At 64.3% G+C, this 17,890-nt stretch carries 16 protein-coding genes; 1 reads left to right on the top strand and 15 read right to left on the bottom strand.

What is annotated here, in order from left to right:
* Positions 1 to 198: 198 nt before the first annotated feature.
* From ftsH to ybgC, 9 genes are all read right to left on the bottom strand, one after another.
* Positions 199 to 2,133, bottom strand: a complete 1,935-nt coding sequence (ftsH, locus tag EJ072_RS18645; protein WP_095816683.1) for an ATP-dependent zinc metalloprotease FtsH — start codon at positions 2,131 to 2,133, stop codon at positions 199 to 201.
* Between the two features lie 104 nt (positions 2,134 to 2,237).
* On the bottom strand, positions 2,238 to 3,614 hold the full coding sequence (gene tilS / locus EJ072_RS18640) for a tRNA lysidine(34) synthetase TilS (RefSeq protein WP_126080756.1): 1,377 nt from the start codon (positions 3,612 to 3,614) through the stop codon (positions 2,238 to 2,240).
* Entirely contained in the window at positions 3,608 to 4,765 is a 1,158-nt protein-coding gene (ybgF, locus tag EJ072_RS18635) for a tol-pal system protein YbgF (RefSeq protein ID WP_126080755.1), read from the bottom strand. The genes tilS and ybgF overlap by 7 nt, the downstream gene beginning before the upstream one ends.
* A 214-nt stretch (positions 4,766 to 4,979) precedes the next feature.
* Positions 4,980 to 5,486 (bottom strand): peptidoglycan-associated lipoprotein Pal, encoded by a 507-nt coding sequence (gene pal / locus EJ072_RS18630; protein ID WP_126080754.1) that lies wholly within the window; start codon positions 5,484 to 5,486, stop codon positions 4,980 to 4,982.
* Positions 5,487 to 5,757: 271 nt separating this feature from the next.
* Positions 5,758 to 7,071 carry a Tol-Pal system beta propeller repeat protein TolB gene (gene tolB / locus EJ072_RS18625; RefSeq protein ID WP_126080753.1) on the bottom strand — a complete coding sequence of 438 codons (1,314 nt, stop codon included), beginning with the start codon at positions 7,069 to 7,071 and terminating at the stop codon, positions 5,758 to 5,760.
* A gap of 39 nt (positions 7,072 to 7,110) precedes the next feature.
* A complete protein-coding gene (locus tag EJ072_RS18620; protein WP_126080752.1) occupies positions 7,111 to 8,265 on the bottom strand; it encodes an energy transducer TonB in 1,155 nt (384 codons plus the stop codon).
* 7 nt (positions 8,266 to 8,272) lie between these two features.
* Complete coding sequence (gene tolR, locus EJ072_RS18615; protein ID WP_042645743.1) at positions 8,273 to 8,734, bottom strand: protein TolR; 462 nt, start codon at positions 8,732 to 8,734, stop codon at positions 8,273 to 8,275.
* A 9-nt stretch (positions 8,735 to 8,743) separates the two neighbouring features.
* A complete protein-coding gene (gene tolQ / locus EJ072_RS18610; RefSeq protein WP_042645742.1) occupies positions 8,744 to 9,454 on the bottom strand; it encodes a protein TolQ in 711 nt (236 codons plus the stop codon).
* Between the two features lie 461 nt (positions 9,455 to 9,915).
* Entirely contained in the window at positions 9,916 to 10,386 is a 471-nt protein-coding gene (gene ybgC, locus EJ072_RS18605; protein WP_126080751.1) for a tol-pal system-associated acyl-CoA thioesterase, read from the bottom strand.
* A gap of 53 nt (positions 10,387 to 10,439) precedes the next feature.
* Between ybgC and EJ072_RS18600 the strand changes: the two genes are divergently transcribed.
* Positions 10,440 to 11,690 carry a cellulase family glycosylhydrolase gene (locus EJ072_RS18600; protein WP_126080750.1) on the top strand — a complete coding sequence of 417 codons (1,251 nt, stop codon included), beginning with the start codon at positions 10,440 to 10,442 and terminating at the stop codon, positions 11,688 to 11,690.
* Between the two features lie 153 nt (positions 11,691 to 11,843).
* On the opposite strand, the gene EJ072_RS18595 is transcribed toward EJ072_RS18600, so the two are convergent.
* From EJ072_RS18595 to EJ072_RS18570, 6 genes are all read right to left on the bottom strand, one after another.
* Positions 11,844 to 12,746, bottom strand: a complete 903-nt coding sequence (locus EJ072_RS18595; RefSeq protein WP_126080749.1) for a metallophosphoesterase — start codon at positions 12,744 to 12,746, stop codon at positions 11,844 to 11,846.
* A gap of 134 nt (positions 12,747 to 12,880) precedes the next feature.
* Positions 12,881 to 13,918 (bottom strand): Holliday junction branch migration DNA helicase RuvB, encoded by a 1,038-nt coding sequence (ruvB, locus tag EJ072_RS18590; protein ID WP_042645731.1) that lies wholly within the window; start codon positions 13,916 to 13,918, stop codon positions 12,881 to 12,883.
* Between the two features lie 43 nt (positions 13,919 to 13,961).
* Positions 13,962 to 14,582 (bottom strand): Holliday junction branch migration protein RuvA, encoded by a 621-nt coding sequence (ruvA, locus tag EJ072_RS18585; protein ID WP_126080748.1) that lies wholly within the window; start codon positions 14,580 to 14,582, stop codon positions 13,962 to 13,964.
* A gap of 10 nt (positions 14,583 to 14,592) precedes the next feature.
* Positions 14,593 to 15,102 carry a crossover junction endodeoxyribonuclease RuvC gene (gene ruvC, locus EJ072_RS18580; protein WP_126080747.1) on the bottom strand — a complete coding sequence of 170 codons (510 nt, stop codon included), beginning with the start codon at positions 15,100 to 15,102 and terminating at the stop codon, positions 14,593 to 14,595.
* 473 nt (positions 15,103 to 15,575) lie between these two features.
* Positions 15,576 to 16,640 (bottom strand): glycosyltransferase family 2 protein, encoded by a 1,065-nt coding sequence (locus tag EJ072_RS18575; RefSeq protein WP_126080746.1) that lies wholly within the window; start codon positions 16,638 to 16,640, stop codon positions 15,576 to 15,578.
* Between the two features lie 279 nt (positions 16,641 to 16,919).
* Positions 16,920 to 17,450, bottom strand: a complete 531-nt coding sequence (locus tag EJ072_RS18570) for a DUF1465 family protein (protein WP_042645727.1) — start codon at positions 17,448 to 17,450, stop codon at positions 16,920 to 16,922.
* Between the last annotated feature and the right edge of the window lie 440 nt (positions 17,451 to 17,890).

The raw sequence follows: 17,890 nt of genomic DNA, 5'->3' as shown, positions 1-17,890 counted from the left end.
GGGCGAGGAACCCAAGCTTTGATACGCCCGCGGGACAGCGCCCCTCTGCCTGCCGGGTATTTCTCCCACAAAGAGGGAGATTGGCTGTCCCACCGCTTTCGCCAATCACCAGCGCACGCCAGCCAAACTCCCGGCGCGCCCAAAAAAGCAAAACGCCGCGGTTTGATCCGCGGCGTTCGTTGTGAGCATTCGCTGTCCTCAGCTTGACGGCTGCGGTTCCATGCCGCCTTCGGGCTCCGGGCCCTTCTTGCGGCGGCCGCCGGTGCCGGCCTTCGGCACGGCCGAGCCACGGCTGGGCGGGGTGTCGTCGCCGAGGTCGCGGGCCGGCTTGTTGCCCGCGATCAGTTGCTTGATCTCTTCGCCCGACAGCGTCTCGTATTCGAGCAGCCCTTCGGCGAGCGCGATCCATTCCTTCTTCTTCTTGGTCAGGATGGCCTTGGCGGTCGAGTAGGCGTCGTCGATCAGCCGCCGCACTTCGGCATCGATGATCTGCGCCGTCTCTTCCGAGATGTTTTGCGTGCGGGCCACCGAGTGTCCGAGGAAGACCTCTTCCTGGTTGTCGCCATAGGCGACATGGCCGAGCTTGTCGGAGAAGCCCCAGCGCGTGACCATGGCGCGCGCCAGCTTGGTCGCCTGCTCGATGTCGGAGGAAGCGCCCGACGTGATGTTCTCCTTGCCGAACTTGAACTCCTCGGCGACGCGGCCACCCATCATGATCGCCAGCCTGGAGATCATGTATTTGTAGCTCATCGAATAGCGGTCGCCTTCCGGCAGTTGCATGACCATGCCGAGCGCGCGACCGCGCGGGATGATGGTCGCCTTGTGCAGCGGGTCCGCCGTCGGCACGTTGAGCGCCAGGATGGCGTGGCCGGCCTCGTGATAGGCGGTCAGCTCCTTCTCGGCCTGCGTCATCGCCGACGAACGGCGCTCCGCGCCCATCATGATCTTGTCCTTGGCGTCCTCGAACTCGGCCATGGTGACCAGCCGCTTGTTGCGGCGCGCCGCCATCAGCGCGGATTCGTTGACGAGGTTCATCAGGTCGGCGCCGGAGAAGCCCGGCGTGCCGCGCGCGATGACCTTGAGGTCGACATTGGGCGCCAGCGGCACGTTGCGCACATGCACCTTGAGGATCTTCTCGCGGCCTACGATGTCGGGATTCGGCACCACGACCTGGCGGTCGAAGCGGCCGGGCCTCAGCAGCGCCGGGTCCAGCACGTCGGGCCGGTTGGTGGCGGCGATCAGGATGATCGACTCGTTCGATTCGAAGCCGTCCATCTCGACCAGCAGCTGGTTCAGCGTCTGCTCGCGCTCGTCATTGCCGCCGCCAAGGCCGGCGCCGCGATGGCGGCCGACGGCGTCGATTTCGTCGATGAAGATGATGCAGGGCGCGTTCTTCTTGGCCTGGTCGAACATGTCGCGCACGCGGCTCGCGCCGACGCCGACGAACATCTCGACGAAGTCCGAGCCGGAGATGGTGAAGAACGGCACATTGGCCTCGCCGGCGACCGAGCGGGCGAGCAGCGTCTTGCCGGTGCCGGGCGGGCCGACCAACAGCACGCCGCGCGGGATCTTGCCGCCGAGGCGCTGGAACTTCTGCGGATCGCGCAGGAACTCGACGATCTCTTCGAGGTCTTCCTTGGCTTCGTCGACGCCGGCGACATCCTGGAAGGTGACGCGGCCATGCGCCTCCGTCAGAAGCTTGGCCTTCGACTTGCCGAAGCCCATCGCTCTTCCGGAGCCGGACTGCATCTGGCGCATGAAGAATATCCACACGCCGAGGATCAGGATCATCGGCAGCCACGAAATCAGGTAGCCGAACAGCGAGTTGGAGCCGTCGGTCTCAGGCTTGGCGGTGATGGTGACGTTCTTGTCCTGCAGCCTGGAAACCAGCGACGGGTCGCCCGGCGAATAAGTCTGGAAGCCGTTGGCGTTGTCCGTGTAGTTGCCGAAGACGCGGGCACCCGCGATGGTCACGCTCTTGACCCGGCCGGAGGCGACGTCCTGCAGGAACTGCGAATAGGGGATATCCGTCGTTGCACCGCGCGTCTGAGGCGTCTGGAACAGATTGAACAGGGCGATGAGCAGGACCGCTATGATCGCCCAGAGCGCGAGGTTGCGATAGTTCGGATTCATCTATTGTCCCGTTGGAGCCCGCCTGCGGGCCCGCGATGATGGAGAAGCTTGGGCCTAACATAGGGAGAGCGCCTCCCCTTGCCAAGCAGAACAGCACGTATCGGTTAAGCTTTCGCCCACCGTCGCCCACCATCATGGCCATGGAATGGCGGCGCCGGCACCGGCGGCGCTCCGACAAGCATCGCGACGGCGGTGGCGGGTTCAATGTCGAAGCACGGCAGGAAGCGCGCGAAAGGGGCAACCGCCGGAACGATCGACACCGATTGCCGGCCGGCGTCGCCGCCAGCGAAATCAAGGCGTTTGCCGCCGGACCATAGCGCTGGCTCCGCGGCAAGCGCCGCGCGTGAAAGGCTCTGTGGAACATCCTCGCTGAAGGGCGCTTTACTGGCGGCGGCAGGGCCCAGCGGCGCGATCACCAAATCGCCCGACCCGTCTTTCAAAGTGATGCGCCGGCGGTTGTCCCAAAGCCAATTATCCGCCGGCGGCGCGGGGACGGGCAGGTTGCGGCTTTCGCGGCGAAGGAAAATGCCTGTACGGCGCGCATCGACCACCGTCCGCGACAATGTAGCGCAAAGCGATCCCAGCTGCAGGCGGGAAAGCAGCTCAGCACAGCGCGCCTGGTCGGCGAGAAAAGACATGCCGCCAACCGTGGCCAGCAGGATGCGCAGCACGTATACGGCCGCTTGGCCGTCCTCATGCCAAGCGAAATCGCGATCGAGGCGGATGAGACCCGGAACCGGTCTGCTGGCGAACGCGTCGATGAGCATGGCGGCGCGGCGGCCGATGTCGTGGCGCTCACGTGCCGCCTGGGCCGACAGCGCCAGCGCCTCGGCAATGCGCCGTTCGCCTTCGCCCTGCGCGAGCGACGCGCGCATGCGTGGCCGCTCGAAGCGGACATCCATATTGGTCGGGTCCTCGATCCAGCCGATGTCGCGATGCCGCAGCATGTCGCGCAGTGCCGCACGCCTTGTGCCGAGCAGCAGCCGGACGATCCAGGTGCGCCAGTCATGCAGCGTGGCGGGCGCCATGCCGGCAAGCCCGCGGCCGTCATCGTCGCGTGCCTGCCGCATCAGCACCGTCTCGGCCTGGTCGTCGGCGGTGTGCCCGGTCAGGATCAGCTTGATGCCTTCGGCGTCGGCTGCTTGCGCCAGCAGCCTGTAGCGCGCCGCGCGTGCCGCGGCCGGCAGACCGGTCAGGGGCTTGTCGCCGCGCCAGGCGAGAATGCGATGCGCGACGCCGCGCTCGGCGCAGAAATCGGCAACCTGCCGTGCCTCGGTGGCCGAATCCGGCCGCAAGCCATGATCGATCGTCACCGCGAGCAGCCTGGCGCCCGGTGCGGTCCGGTCGAGATGATCTTTGAGAAGGAGGAGCAGGGCGGTCGAGTCGCTGCCGCCGGACACGGCTGCAACGGCGCCGGTCGAAAGGTCCAGGTCGGAGAAAAGGTCGTCTGAGAGGTCGGCTTTGGTATCGGGCGTCAGCACGCCGCCAGCGCCTTTTCCTGCTTGATGCGCTCCTTGAGCGTGGCTGAGACGTCGGGATAGCGCTTGCCGATCTCGTTGAAAGTGGCGCAGGCGACGTCATTCTGCTTCAGTCCGACCAGCGAAACCCCGAGCTTGAGCAGCATGTCGGGGGCTTTCTTGGCCTTCGGGTACTCCTTGCTGGCGGCGAGGAAGACTTCGGCCGCGTCACGGTATTTCTGCTCACCCAGCAGAGACTCGCCCAGCCAGTAATGCGCGTCCGCCGCCTTGGCGTCCTTGGGGAAGCGCGAGATATGGTCGCGAAAGCCCTGCTCGGCGGTTGGATAGTCGCCCGACAAGATGAACTGGTAGGAATTGCGGTAGAGCTCGTCGGGATCGTTGGTCGACGGCAGGGCCGCGACTTGCGTGTCGCCGGACTTGTTCTTCTTGGCCGGCGTCTCGGCGGAAGGAGCGCTTGCCGTGGCCGCGGGAGCCTGCACCGGCGCGCTGGCTTGCGGGCCGGTCTCGGCATTGACGACATTGCCGTTCTTGTCGACGGTGATGGTGCCGAAATTCTTCGGCGGCGCGCCGGTGATCAGCTTGCCGGGGTCGCCGGTCTGCGATTCCACAATGACGTCGCCGACCGTCTTGCCGCCGCCATTTTGCCCGCCGGTGTCAGCAGGCGCCTGCGTCGCCGGAGCCTGCGCGACGCTATTGTCGGTTCCGGCGTCGCCGGTGCCGGAATCCCCGGTGCCGGCATCGCCGAGATTGGTGTTGCCGGTTCCGTCCTGAGGCGCGGCTTCCGATTTCTTCTGCCCGGCCGGCTTGGCGCCTCCTTGCGAACCGCCCTCGAGCTGCTGGAAGCGGAACTCATTGTCTTCCTGCTGCTTTCGGATCTGTTCCTGCATCTGCAGGATCTGGAAATTCATCTCCTCGATCTTGCCGTTCAGCTGGCGCAGCTGGTCTTCCAGACCGGTCACGCCGCCGCCACTATCCTGCGCGATCTGCGCCTGTTCAGGCTTCTTCTTGTCGCCGAAGATGCCGAGCGTCGGCAGGTGAAAGGTAAAGCCGTTGCCGGAAGCCTGTCCGGCGCTGTCGGCCGACGCGGCGAGGCTTGTGAGGCTTGATACGAGCAGCAGCGCAAGCGTGCCGCTCAGGACCGTTCTAAAATGCATTCTGTCTCTCGCGGTGGATGTGTTGGCCTGATGCGCCTTTCCAACAGGGGGAGGAAGCGCCCTCGCGCTCATAGCAGGACCCGAGACTTCGGCCAAATTTTGTTTCAAGTCGTTGCAAATGAAAAAGGCGGCCCTGAGGCCGCCTTTGATTCTTGCGATGTTGTATTTTTGCCGCCTGTGGCGTCGCACCAAGCGGCGGCCACGGGGCCTGTTATCAGGAACCGGCGCCCGACAGCGTGGTGACGGCGCGGCGGTTCTGCGACCAGCAGGAGATGTCGTCGCAGACCGCGACCGGACGCTCCTTGCCGTACGAGATGGTCTTCAGGCGGCCTGCGGAGACGCCCTTGGAAACCAGGAAGTCGCGGGTGGCGGCGGCGCGGCGGGCGCCCAGCGCCAGATTGTACTCACGCGTGCCGCGCTCGTCGGCATGGCCTTCGATGACGATCGCGTACTGGCGATACTGGTTGAGCCACTGCGCCTGGCGCGCCAGCGTGGTCTGCGCGTCAGCGCGGATCGACGAGGAGTCGGTGTCGAAGAAGATGCGGTCGCCGATGTTGACGGTGAAGTCCTGCGCGGAACCCGGCGTGGCGGCGCCGGCGCCGTTGAGCCCGAGATCGGCCGCGCTGTTCGGGGTCTTTTTCGACGCGCAACCGGTGATGGCGAGAGCCGCCACCAACGCGATCATCGCCGGGTTTCTGGTAAGTGCTGCGATACGGCCCATGCCGCCCTCTCCTTAGCATTCGAGTGATTTCGTTGATCACCCAGTAACCACGTTTGGGTTAACCGGCATTCAAGAAACACGGTTAATTTTTGGTTTCGGCCGCCGTCCTCGGCCGTTACGCATCCACGCATTTACCAAGATCGACAATGCGCGCGGACCGTAGGCGGAAATGCGGCCAAAACGCGACCAAGCCGTGGAAAATGGCACTAAGAAATTGAGAGCCGGGGCTTCTCGATTCCTCAGTTCTTCAATTCCTCAGTTCTTCAGTTCCCTATTCCAGCAACGGCGACCAAGCCGGATCCGACGCGTAGTTCGCGGTCGGGATCGGCTGCTCGTTGCGGCCGGTAAGATCGACCGAGACCAGCTTGGGTCCGCCGCCCGAGTCGCGGAAGAACATCAACACGCGGCCGTTCGGCGCCCAGGTCGGGCCCTCCTGCTGGAAGCCGGAGGACAGGATGCGCTCACCCGAGCCGTCGGTCTTCATGACGCCGATCTGGAATTCACCGCCGCTCTGCTTGGTGAAGGCGATCAGGTCGCCGCGCGGCGACCAGACCGGCGTCGAATAAACGCCGTCGCCAAAGGAGATGCGGTGCGGGTTCGAGCCGTCGCCACCCATGACGTAGATCTGCGAGCGGCCACTGCCGCCGCCGCGGTCTGAGGTGAAGACGACCTGCGAGCCATCCGGCGAATAGGACGGCGAGGTGTCGATCGCGGTCGAATCAGTGAGCCGCGTGGTCGAGCGGCTTCTCAGATCCATGGCGAAGATGTTGGAATTGCCGTCATCGCGCAGCAGGCTCATGATCACCTTCTGGCCGTCGGGCGAGAAGCGCGGCGCAAATGTCATGCCGGGGAAGTTGCCGACCAACTCGCGCTGTCCGGTTTCGATCTGCAGCAGATACACCTTCGGCTGTCCGCTCTCATAGGACATGTAGGTGATTTCCTGCCGGTTCGGCGAGAAGCGCGGCGTCAGCACGATGGCGCGGCCGTCGGACAGATAGCGCACATTGGCGCCGTCCTGGTCCATGATGGCGAGCCGCTTCTTGCGCGCGTTCTTGGCGCCGGATTCGTCGACGAAGACGACGCGTGTATCGAAATAGCCTTTCTCGCCGGTGATCTTCTCGTAGATCGCATCGGCGATGATGTGCGCGACACGGCGCTGATTGGCGTCGTTGGCGAAAAACTGCTCACCGGCCAGCTGCTGGTTGCCGAAAATATCCCACAGCCGGTACTGGGCGCGGATGCGGCCGTCCGCCTCCTTGCTCACGCTGCCGGTCACCAGCGCCTGCGCGTTGATGACTTTCCAGTCCTCGAAACGCGGCGAGGCATCCGGATTGGTGATCTTTTCGACAAAAGCGGCCTTGTCGATCGGCGCGAACAGCCCCGACCGTTTCAGGTCGGCTGTCACGATCTCCGATATCAGCGGACCAAGCCCTCCCTGAAAATCAGGGATGGCGATGGGCATCGGCTCGACATTGCCTTTGTTGACGTTCAGCTCAAGAGTTGCCTGAGCGGGCAAGGTGGTGACAGAACTTATGCCTGCCGCCATCGCGGCGACCATCAGGAGCGGCTTGAGGATGGATTTCATGTCTTCTCGCTTCTCTTGCTGATTTTTTGGGTGCTCAGGCTACAGGCCAAGCATCGCTCTTGGATCGAAGTTGACGCGAACGTCAGACCATATGTCCTGCTTTCCGGCGGGAACCTGCAGACCTGCGACATCGCATTTCTGCACGGCGCGGACCGCGCTGGCGTCGAACTGGGGGTTGCCGCTGGACTTCTCGACGGTCGGGCGGCCCTCGAGCTTGCCGGAGGCATTCAGGTTGAAACGGATGACCACGGTGAAGTTTTCGGAGCCCTCGAGGCCAACCGGAAGAGTCCAGCAACCGCCGAGCTGATCCTCCAACGCCCCTTGTTCCGACTTGGAGAGCTTCTGGCCCTGATCCTTCTCGCCGCCCAGCGAAGCCTGCTGTGTCGAGCGTTTGGCGCCGCCGCCGGATGGTTTCTGCTTATCGAGCAGCGCCGTTATCTCGTCGGCGTTGAACTGCTTCTCGTCCGACTTCTTCTTGGAAGACGCTTCCTTCACCGGCTTTTCCGCGTCCTTGCGATCCGGCGCCTTGGCACTCTCGGCCTGGGCCGGCTGCGGCTGCGGCTTCGGCCGTGCTTCCGGCGCGGGCGCTGAATCCGGCAGCTTCGCCTCATCCGTCGGCTGGTCCTGCGAGATCGCCTCGGCCACTGCGTCCGGCTTGACCTCTTCCTTCTGGATGGCCGCGGTCTTGTCGGGCGGCGGCGTCGCTTCCTTCGCCGGCGTCGGCTTGGGCTCCGTCTGCTTGACCGGCTCGGGCTTGACCTCTTCCTTCGGCGTCGGCGTCGGCGCGACTTCCGTCGCGGGCGTCGGCTTCGGCTTCTCCTGCGGCTTCGGCACGTCCTCGACCGCAGGCTTCTCGGTTGGCGTCGGCGCGGGCGGCGGCGCCGCCGTCTTCTCGACCGGCTTCGGCTTGGCTTCGTCCGTCACCGGCTTATCGGTGTCGGACGTGTTCTCGCCGACCTTCTGGGCATTGGGAACGACATCCGGCCGCTTCGTCGGAACCGGCGCCGGCTTGTCATGCATGACCGCCTTCTTGTCGCCTTGCAGCGTTTGCGCGATGGCCTCCATCGGCACGATATCCACCGCCACCGACTCCACGTCGGCGGCCGGCATGGCCGGTGGCGACGACAGCGTGAACAGCCCGAAGGCCAGCGCCACCGCATGCAAGATCACCGATGAGGTGAGGCCCGTGCGCATCTGGCGTCTACTGATCCTGTTCCTGCAGCGAGACCAAGCCGATATTCTTGTAGCCGGCGGCTGAAATGCGGGCCATGACCTTCATCGCCGTGCCGTAGTCGGTCGACTTGTCGCCGCGGATGAAGATGCGCTCGTCATAGCCGGTCTTCGAGATCGCCTGCAGCTTGGCCACCAGTTCCTCGATGGGGATCTCGGTTTCCTGCAGGAAAATCTTGCCGGCGGCGTCGATCGAGACGGTGATCGGCTGCGTATCGACATTCATCGCCTTGGCTTGCGTGTCCGGCAGATCGATCGGAACTCCGACGGTGAGCAGCGGCGCCGCGACCATGAAGATGATCAACAGCACCAGCATCACGTCGACCATCGGCGTGACGTTGATTTCCGACATCAGGCCATGGTGACGGCCACGGCGCCTATGGCCGCGTCCGCCTCGCCCCGAGCCACCTGCGCCAGCAGCAGACATCCCCATGATCGTTCCTCAGGCCTTCTGCGCTACTTTTTCATCGATTTGGCGCGAGAGTATGGCGGAGAACTCGTCCGAGAACCCTTCCATGCGCACGGCGAGCTTGTTCGCGTCCGATGACAGCTTGTTGTAGGCGATGACCGCGGGGATGGCCGCGAGCAGGCCGATCGCGGTCGCCAGCAGCGCCTCCGCGATGCCGGGCGCCACCACCGAAAGGCTGGTATTCTTCGACGCGGCGATCGCCTGGAACGAGGTCATGATGCCGATGACGGTGCCGAACAGGCCGATGAAGGGCGCGGCCGAGCCGGTGGTGGCGAGGAAGCCGAGGCGTCCCTCCAGCCTTTCCATCTCGCGCGTCAATGCCAGGTCCATGGCCTTGTCGATGCGGGTTTGCAGCGCCAGCGGCGACTTCGCGCCCTTTTCGAAGCTCTTCTTCCATTCGCGCATGGCGGCGACGAAGATCGCGCCCATGCCGGTGGTCTTGCGGTCGGCCAGCGTGCGGTAGAGGTCTTCGAGCGACTGCCCGGACCAGAAGACCTGCTCGAAGCGATTGAGGGCGAGGCGCATGCGGCTATAGGCGACGAGCTTGTCGATGATGATCGCCCAGGTCCAGATCGAGGCGCAGAGCAGGCCGATCATCACCAGCTTGACCACCCAGCCGGCCTGCATGAACAGGGCCCAGATCGACAAATGCGCTGCCGGATCGGCGAGTGCGATATTTTCCATCACTTAAGTCCTTAAGATTTTCCGGGCATCGCTGGCGGCTGGCCCATGGGCATCCCTTTGGTCCGATCGCGCGAAGCGTGAAGCTTGCGGGACACGCCCCGAATGCACCGTTTCGCGGCCTTTTCGAGGCAAATATTGGTGAAAGGAAGGCGCACGAATTGCGCCAATCTTCACCAATTCCTTCATGAACCGTTATGGTTAAGGATGGGTTAGGATGTCAGGCGCGGCGCATTGCCGCGCTTGGCAGGCGACCAATCAACAAGCGCCGCCGCAAGGGTATGCTGAGATTTAGGTCAGGCCGAGCCGAGAACGATGGCTTCCGAGAACCGGAGCGGAGCGTACTTCGGCATGTCCCGGAAAAGTGGTCTCCGGTTTTCCGATAAGGACGTGCGGCAGTTAGAAACTACGTGAGCACCGGAAGCGCAGGAAGCCATCATTCGCAGGCCGGCATCACCTGAATATCAGCGTACCCGAGGCATGAAGGCGGCAATCCACTCCCTTGGAAACCGTTTCGGGCGCCCGCTTTCGCCGACGATCGCCGCCTCGACTTTCGCCTCGACCAGCACCTCGCCGCCGCGCTTCAGTTGCTGGCCCATGAAGATGCGGGCGCCGGAGATGTCGTCGGTGCGCGTGTCGATGGTCAGGATGTCGTCCATGCGGGCCGGCGAGCGGAAGTCGATTTCCATGCGCCGCACCACCCAGACGATGCGCTCGCCATGCTTGCCGTCCAGCAGCTCGGTGTGGTGGACGCCGGTCAGCCGCAGATAGTCGGAGCGGCCGCGCTCGAGGAACTCGAGATAGCGCGCATGGTAGACGACGCCGGAGAAATCGGTGTCGGCATAATAGACCCTCGCCATCAGCCGGTGGCCGAAATCCGTCAGCGCGCCGGAAAGCCCGGCGCTGAGCGCCGCCGATTCACCATGATCGTCCATCGCGCTTTCCTTTTTCGGCCCAGAAGGGCAGGTGTCTCTCGCGCGGGAACGGGATGGCACTGTTGGGCACGATGATCAAGAGCTTGATGGCGGCGCTGCTTGCGCTCGGCGCGCTGGCGCTGCCGGCCGGGGCAGCGACGTTCTCGATGAAACGCGGCCTCAATCTCGACCGATGGGTCACCTGGCCCACCGAGGACAAATGGAGCGATCGCCGGGCGATCCTGCCTTATCCGGAGTGGCGCAAATTCCTCAAGCAGGACGACCTCAAGGCGCTCAAGGATGCCGGTCTCGATTTCCTGCGCATGCCGGTCGATCCCTCGCCCTTTCTCTCGGACCGGACCGAAGCGCTTCGCGACGACCTCTATGCCAGCGTGCTCGACTCGGCGCGCATGATCAACCGCGCCGGCCTGAAGGTGATCGTCGACCTGCATCTGATCCCCGCGGGCGGCGACCGCAAGATCGGCATGGGGCAGGTGATGGACGGTCCGGCGACGTTCGACGCCTATGCCGAGGTCGTGCGCAACATGGCAAAGACGCTGGCCCGGGAAGATCCGAAGCAGGTCGCGCTGGAGCTGATGAACGAGCCGATCGTCGATTGCGACGCGAACGGCACCAACCTTTGGCCCGACCGCCAGAAAAAGCTGTTCGCGGCCGCGCGAGCTTCCGCCACCAGGCTCACGCTGATCCTGACCGGCGGCTGCTTTTCAAACGCGGAGTCCCTGGCCAGGATCGACCCCGGGACGATCCCCGACGACAACATCATCTGGACCTTCCATTCCTACGACCCGTTCCTTCTGACACACCAGGGAGCGACCTGGGCCGGCGATTTCATCCAATACGTCACCGGCCTGCCCTATCCGCTCACAGCCGTTCCCAAGCCGCAATTGGACGTGACGCTGGACACGATCCGCGATCGGATCAAGGCCGAGGCGCCCTGGGCGCGGCAGAGCGGCATGCTCGCCTATCTCGACGAACAGGTGGCAGCGATGGACAGTCCCGAAAAGCTGGCCGCCGTCATGGATGCGCCGTTCAGGACGGTCGACGCCTGGGCGAAGGCCAACGGCATCAAGCCTCAGGATATCACGCTTGGCGAATTCGGCATGATCCGCAAGGAATACGGCAACGGCTTCGTCATGCCGGCAGCGTACCGCGCCGCCTATGTGGGCTACATGATCGCCCGCGCCGAGGCGTATGGTTTTTCCTGGTCGGTGTGGAGCTATGGCGGCGCCTTCGGCGTCGTCGATGCGTTCGACGGCGAGAAGGCGGAACCCAATGTGATGGATGTGATCAGGTCGCTGCGGTAAGGCAGCAAACCAAGGCGTACCGAGATTCAGGTCAGGCCGAGTCGAGAATGGCGGGTTCCGAGAACCGGAGCGGAGCGTACTTAAAGTACGTGAGCACCGGAAGCGCAGGAAACCGGCATTCGCAGGCCGGCCTCACCTGAATATCGGTACGCCTTAGCCAAGATCGATTTGGAGTATCTCCGGCCGCACACCGAAACGGACCGGCGCAATGCTGAAGCCGAGACCGCCCGAGACGATCAGGTTGCGGTCGTTCTCGACGACATGGCCATAGGCATAGCGGTTGCCATAGGCGGAAGGCACGACCGGCGAATAGCCGAACAGCCGCACCTGTCCGCCATGGGTGTGACCGGACAGCGTCAGCGAAACCCGCCAGGGCACCTTTGGAAAGATGTCCGGCTCATGCGCGAGCAGGATGATGGGATCCCTGTCGCCGACCTTGGCCAACGTGCCGGGAAGATCGTCGAGGCCGGTGAGCCCCCTGCGGCCCTTGGCCCTGTCCGGCAGCAGCGCAATCTGGTCGGCCAGCCCGGCAATCCAAAAGCCTTTGCCGTCCTTTTCCAGCCGCACGACGTCGTTCTCCAGCACCGGAATGCCGACAGCCTCGAGCGCCTTGCGGGAAATTGTCGGCCCTGCCCCAGCCGCCTGTGCCGAGCGATCCTCCCACCAGTCGTGATTGCCGAGGATCGAGAACACGCCGAGCGGCGCCTTCAGCCCGGAGAGCGCCGGCGCCCATTCGGATGCGTTCACCCAGCCGGTCACCATGCGGGTTCCCGCAGGATAATCGCCAAGCATGACGATGACATCCGGCTGCAGCGCATTGGCCTGCTCTGCAAGCGCCGCGATCCGCTCCGGCGTCATCCAGGGCCGGCAGGCGTGGATGTCGGCCAGCGCCACGACGCGCAGCTTGAGTCCGGCCGGCCAGTGCGGCGGCGTCAGCGCGTAGCGCTTCACACGCGTCAGCAGCATCGGCTCGATGCCGACCGCATAGGCGCCGAGCGACACCATGGCGAAGGCCGAGCCGCCGACAAGGCGCAGGAAACCGCGTCTGGTGATCATGGAACGGCCCAAGCCCCTTGGGTTTCTACCAGGAAGCTGCCTTAAAGGCGGCAATTGCGCCCTGAGCTGGGCCAAGGCGCGCAGATTCTGCGCAGATCGGCCCCTTGCTTGGCCGAGCGGCGAACAAATCTGCGTTACTCTTCCTGGAACAGGCTGATCTGCTGCTGCGCGATATCCTTTGGCGGGTCGAGCCCCAGATGCCGCCAGGCATTGGCGGTCAGCACGCGCCCGCGCGGCGTGCGCTGGATGAAACCCTGCTGGATGAGATAGGGCTCGATGATGTCCTCGATAGCGTCGCGCGGCTCCGAAAGCCCGGCCGCGATCGTCTCGATGCCGACCGGCCCGCCGCCGAAATTGCGCGCGATCATCGACAGATAGCGGCGGTCGAGCGCGTCGAGGCCGAGCGCATCGACCTCCAGCCTGGTCAGCGCCTCGTCGGCGATCTTGCGGTCGACATGCGCGGCACCGGCGACGCTGGCGAAGTCGCGCACGCGGCGCAAGAGCCGGCCGGCGATGCGCGGCGTGCCGCGCGCGCGGCGCGCGATCTCGACCGCCCCGTCGTCGCCGAGTGGCATCGAGAGGATCCGGGCGCCGCGGCGCACGATCTGCTCCAGCTCCTCGACCGTGTAGAAATTGAGCCGCACCGGAATGCCGAACCGGTCGCGCAGCGGATTGGTCAAGAGCCCGAGCCGGGTTGTCGCCGCGACCAAGGTGAAACGGGCAAGGTCGATCTTGACCGAGCGCGCCGCCGGCCCCTCGCCGATGATCAGGTCGAGCTGAAAATCCTCCATCGCCGGATAGAGGATCTCCTCGACCGCCGGGTTGAGGCGGTGGATCTCGTCGATGAAGAGCACATCGCGCTCCTCCAGATTGGTGAGCAGCGCGGCAAGGTCGCCGGCCTTGGCGATGACCGGGCCGGAGGTCGAGCGGAAGTTGACGCCGAGCTCGCGCGCCATGATCTGCGCCAGCGTCGTCTTGCCGAGCCCCGGCGGGCCGACGAAAAGCACATGGTCGAGCGCCTCGCCGCGGCTCTTGGCAGCATCGACGAAGACCTTGAGATTGGCGCGCACCGCAGCCTGGCCGACGAACTCGTCGAGCGACTGCGGCCGCAGCGTCTGCTCGGCATCCTCGCCGCGCTTGTCGGGTGCAATGAGGCGGGGCGAAAGGCTCATGCCGCCTTCCTTGCATAGGACCGCTGGCGGGACAAGCGTCGCCTCATCGCGCCAGTTCCTTGAGCCCGAAACGGATCAACTTCGAGGCATCCGCTCCGTCGCCGGCCGACTTCAGCGCCGCCGCGACCGCGTTTGCCGCTATGTCGCGCGAATAGCCGAGATTGACGAGCGCCGAGACCGCATCCGTGATCGGCGCGGCCGCGACGCCTTCGCCGAGTTCCTGCTTGAGGCCGATCGTGCCGGTCGCCGCGCCAGCATAGGCCGGCGCCTTGGTGCGCAATTCGGTGACGATGCGCTCGGCCACCTTCTTGCCCACGCCGGGCGCGCGGGAAACCATGGCGATGTCGCGCAGCGCGATGGCGTTGGCGAGGTCGGCCGGCGCCAGCGTCGACAGCACCGCCAACGCCACCTTGGCGCCGACGCCCTGCACATTGTTCATCAAAAGCCGGAACCACTCGCGCTCCAGCCCCGTCTGGAAGCCGTAGAGCCGGATCATGTCCTCGCGCACATAGGTCTCGATGAAAAGCACCACCGCCTCGCCGGGCGACGGCAGTGATGCCAGCGTGCGCGCCGAGCAATGGGCGACATAGCCGACGCCATGCACGTCGATGACGCAGCTATCTTCGTCGATCTCGTCCAGCATGCCTTTCAGCTTGCCGATCATGATTTTCCCCTCACCCCGAAACCGCCATCCGATAGGCGACACTCGGACGATGATGCGCATGGCAGATGGCGATGGCCAGGGCGTCGGCAGCATCATCCGTGTCGAAGACCGCCTTCGGCATCAGCACCTTGACCATCATATGGATCTGCTTCTTCTCGCCATGGCCGACGCCGATCACCGCCTTCTTGACCGCATTGGGCGCGTATTCGGCGACGACCAGCCCGGCGCGCGCCGGCACCAGCATGGCGATGCCGCGCGCCTGGCCGAGCTTCAGGGTCGCCGTCGCGTCCTTGTTGACGAAGGTCTGTTCGACCGCGGCCTCATGCGGCATGGCCTGATGCAGCACCTCGGCCAGCCCGTCATGCAATTGGCAGAGCCGCGTCGCGAGCGGCGCCTTGTCATCCGAGCGCACGGTGCCGGACGCGACGAAGCGCAGCGAATTGCCGAGGCTATCGATGATGCCCCATCCGGTGCGCCTCAGGCCCGGATCGATGCCGATGATGCGAATCGCTTCCCCCATGCGCCAAGTTTAACCTCGGCGGCAAGCGATGCCAGCGAAATGTGAACAAACCGGAAACGGTCGCGATCCCAAGATCGCGCCTGACCGGTGTCGCAGGCCGTAGGGGATTTGGCCGGTCGGCTCTGTTGGCGTTGGCAGGCGGAATTGCGTTGGAGATTGGCCGAAACGCCCTTTGCGATCGTCATTCCAGGGCGGAGCAGGAGCGAAGCTCCGTCGCGAAGACCCTGGAATCCATGCCGTTACCTTCGCCAAGGCGTGCAACGGAGCAGAATTCTGCACCGTGGCGCCGCGTTCAAGTCACGGCATGGATTCTATGGTCTGCGCCGCGTCGCTTCGCTCCTTGCTCCGCCATAGAATGACGAGGTTGGGGCGGCTTCAACCAATCTCCAGCGTTTGCGCTGATTTCACGCAAATGAATGGAAAATCTTGCGCCAAGACAAACAGCAACCTTTCAAAATCCCTGTGTCGCGAACCTAGTTCGTCACGCGACGGATGGTTTTCGACAGCCGCGTGAGAACCGCCGGCCGGGACGACGCGACCAGCTTCCATGCCAGCACCGCATTGCCCATGCGCCGCGGCAGGATTCCGATGCTGAGGAACCAGGCCGCCAGGGCAGCCCGCCGCCGCCAGGATGCGTTCATTTCCAGGCTGGCGGCGGCGCCCGCTCTTGCCAGGCCCAGCCGGGAGTCGGTTTCAACCGGATGCTGGGGCTCATCGACGCAGAGCGAAGCCAGCCGCTCTTCCAGGTGAACCGGATCGTGAAGGCCGGCATCCGGCGGCATGGTCAAGCCGATCTCGGCCGCCCGGTCGGACAGGGCTTCGAGGCGCCGGAAGTCATGCTGCATGCGCCAGCGCGCCCGCTCGGCAAGCTTCTCGTCGAAGACCGAATGGTTGGAGCCGTGGATGCGGTAGGCGCCAAGGCAGGTGTCGATGGATTTCACTTCTCCGTGAAGCGGCGCCAGTGTCGCCAGATAGCCATCGGCGCCTTGCCGGAAATCGCTTTCAGGCATGGGCATTATCGGTTCCAGCGCCTCGCGGTCGAACGCCAGCCCGCTTGTCACCGTCGTACGGTAGCGCCCCTTGCGCAACAATTCCGGCACGACGTCGCCTGAATCGAACGGCTGTTCGGGAGGGGGAAAGACATCCTTGATCTGCTGGTCCTCATCAACGAGATGCAGCCGGAATTGCGCCTGGGCGACATCTGCATCCCACTCGTCCAGGACCTCGGAGACGGCGTTCGGATAGAGATAATCGTCGGCGTCCAGGAAAAGGATGATCGCCCCGGTGCTCGCCTCGAATCCGGTGTTGAATGCTGCGCCATGCCCGCCATTCCTGCGCCTCAGGCACGGGCGGATCTTGTCGCCATAGGATTCGATGACGGCCACCGACGCATCGGTCGAAGCGTCGTCGACGACCACGACCTCGACATTTCGGTGGTCCTGCTCCAACGCGCTGTCGATGGCGCGCCCGAGAAACTGTTCGTAATTGTAGTTAGGGATGATGATCGATACCGGAATGCGGTCCAATGGCGAATGCACGGGATCAAGCCTCGCAATCTGCTTTGGTCACAGTGACGGTGATTTTCTTGCAAATCCGGCTCGGGTCGACCCGGCTGCGGCGAACGGCTCCAACTAGAGGCCTATCGCTTCCAGGCAAGGGTGATCTTTCTCGCGAAGGTGGGCACGGCCTTCAATGCGCCGAAAGCTGCTGCCGCAACATCGAAAAGTGGCTGGAGGCCAGAGGCGCTTGATTTGCGCCGATCACGGCTCGATGGGGGAAGCCGCCCGCGCTACTCAGCGTTTGTTGCAAACGCGGTGTCAGCCGCGCGCGAACGCCGTATTCAAAAGGCTGATCTGGTCGGAAACCGGATTGGCCCGGCGGCTGGGCGCGTGCGTCTCGGCGACGACGCCGCCATAGATTTCCTCGTCCATGCGCCGTACCAGCGCCTGCAGGCGTAGCGAGCGCGTCACCAGATCGAGAAATTCCTTCGGCAGCTCGTTCCAGCCAAGCGCCTCGTCATGCGCCGACGCGGTATCCAGCCGCACCTTGGATTTCTCCGAGGCCACCTGGTCGCGCGTCATCTCGCCGGAATTCGCCGCGCGCTGCAGCAGCAGCCAGGAGGCGACCTGCATCAGCCTTGTGGTCAGCCGCATCGATTCCGCTGCATAGAGGGTCGCGGCCGTGCGCGACAATTTCTTGGCCTCGAGCCTGCCCTTGCCATCGAGATATTCGGCGGCCTGCTCGACCAGCCCCATGCCTTCCTGGTAGAGCGGCTTGAAGGATTGGGAGAAAACCCGGCGCTCCGCCAGCTTGATGGTTTTCGCGCTGCCCTTCGAAGGCTCGTTCATCGATACGCCCCTGCACTGCCGCCAGCCGATTCGACTATCCTTGCCGACGTGGCCAGCACCCTTAACTGACTGAGGCTTGAAAATGCGCTTCGATGCCCATGAAGGCAAGCGCATGTTTAACAAACGGTTAACGCCGGCTGCTTTGGAGCCGGCCGCCCGTGGACAAAAAAAGAGCCGCGGATAAGGCGGCTCTCAGGAGTTTAACAGGGAGGCGTCAAACAAAGTGGCTCCAACCACTCGGTAAGAATCCAGCAAAACTGGATGTGCATAGTAAACGCCTGTAAAGCTTAACGAACCCTTAACGCGGCGGCGATTTTTTAAGCGAACGCGCTTCCCTGTGCCGGAACAGGACAGCGGCTCCGCCGCTGGGGATCGTCTAAAACCGGATTTTCGAATGCCGATCGTGGCCGCCTGTAACATGCCCGCCGCTGCCGCGGCAT

The organism is Mesorhizobium sp. M2A.F.Ca.ET.046.03.2.1 (genome assembly GCF_003952425.1).
Taxonomy (GTDB): domain Bacteria; phylum Pseudomonadota; class Alphaproteobacteria; order Rhizobiales; family Rhizobiaceae; genus Mesorhizobium.
Note: the sequence above shows the minus strand (reverse complement) of the source record. Positions and strands in the feature narration are given on the sequence as shown.

Bases quoted from the DNA above. Each gene is read 5' to 3' on its own strand.
- ftsH (WP_095816683.1), bottom strand. From the start codon at position 2,133: ATGAATCCGAACTATCGCAACCTCGCGCTCTGGGCGATCATAGCGGTC.
- EJ072_RS18595 (WP_126080749.1), bottom strand. From the start codon at position 12,746: ATGATCACCAGACGCGGTTTCCTGCGCCTTGTCGGCGGCTCGGCCTTC.
- ruvA (WP_126080748.1), bottom strand. From the start codon at position 14,582: ATGATCGGCAAGCTGAAAGGCATGCTGGACGAGATCGACGAAGATAGC.
- EJ072_RS18600 (WP_126080750.1), top strand. From the start codon at position 10,440: ATGGCACTGTTGGGCACGATGATCAAGAGCTTGATGGCGGCGCTGCTT.
- tolR (WP_042645743.1), bottom strand. From the start codon at position 8,734: ATGGGGATGTCTGCTGCTGGCGCAGGTGGCTCGGGGCGAGGCGGACGC.
- EJ072_RS18620 (WP_126080752.1), bottom strand. From the start codon at position 8,265: ATGCGCACGGGCCTCACCTCATCGGTGATCTTGCATGCGGTGGCGCTG.
- ybgF (WP_126080755.1), bottom strand. From the start codon at position 4,765: ATGCATTTTAGAACGGTCCTGAGCGGCACGCTTGCGCTGCTGCTCGTA.
- ruvC (WP_126080747.1), bottom strand. From the start codon at position 15,102: ATGGGGGAAGCGATTCGCATCATCGGCATCGATCCGGGCCTGAGGCGC.
- ruvB (WP_042645731.1), bottom strand. From the start codon at position 13,918: ATGAGCCTTTCGCCCCGCCTCATTGCACCCGACAAGCGCGGCGAGGAT.
- tolB (WP_126080753.1), bottom strand. From the start codon at position 7,071: ATGAAATCCATCCTCAAGCCGCTCCTGATGGTCGCCGCGATGGCGGCA.
- pal (WP_126080754.1), bottom strand. From the start codon at position 5,486: ATGGGCCGTATCGCAGCACTTACCAGAAACCCGGCGATGATCGCGTTG.
- ybgC (WP_126080751.1), bottom strand. From the start codon at position 10,386: ATGGACGATCATGGTGAATCGGCGGCGCTCAGCGCCGGGCTTTCCGGC.
- EJ072_RS18570 (WP_042645727.1), bottom strand. From the start codon at position 17,450: ATGAACGAGCCTTCGAAGGGCAGCGCGAAAACCATCAAGCTGGCGGAG.
- tolQ (WP_042645742.1), bottom strand. From the start codon at position 9,454: ATGGAAAATATCGCACTCGCCGATCCGGCAGCGCATTTGTCGATCTGG.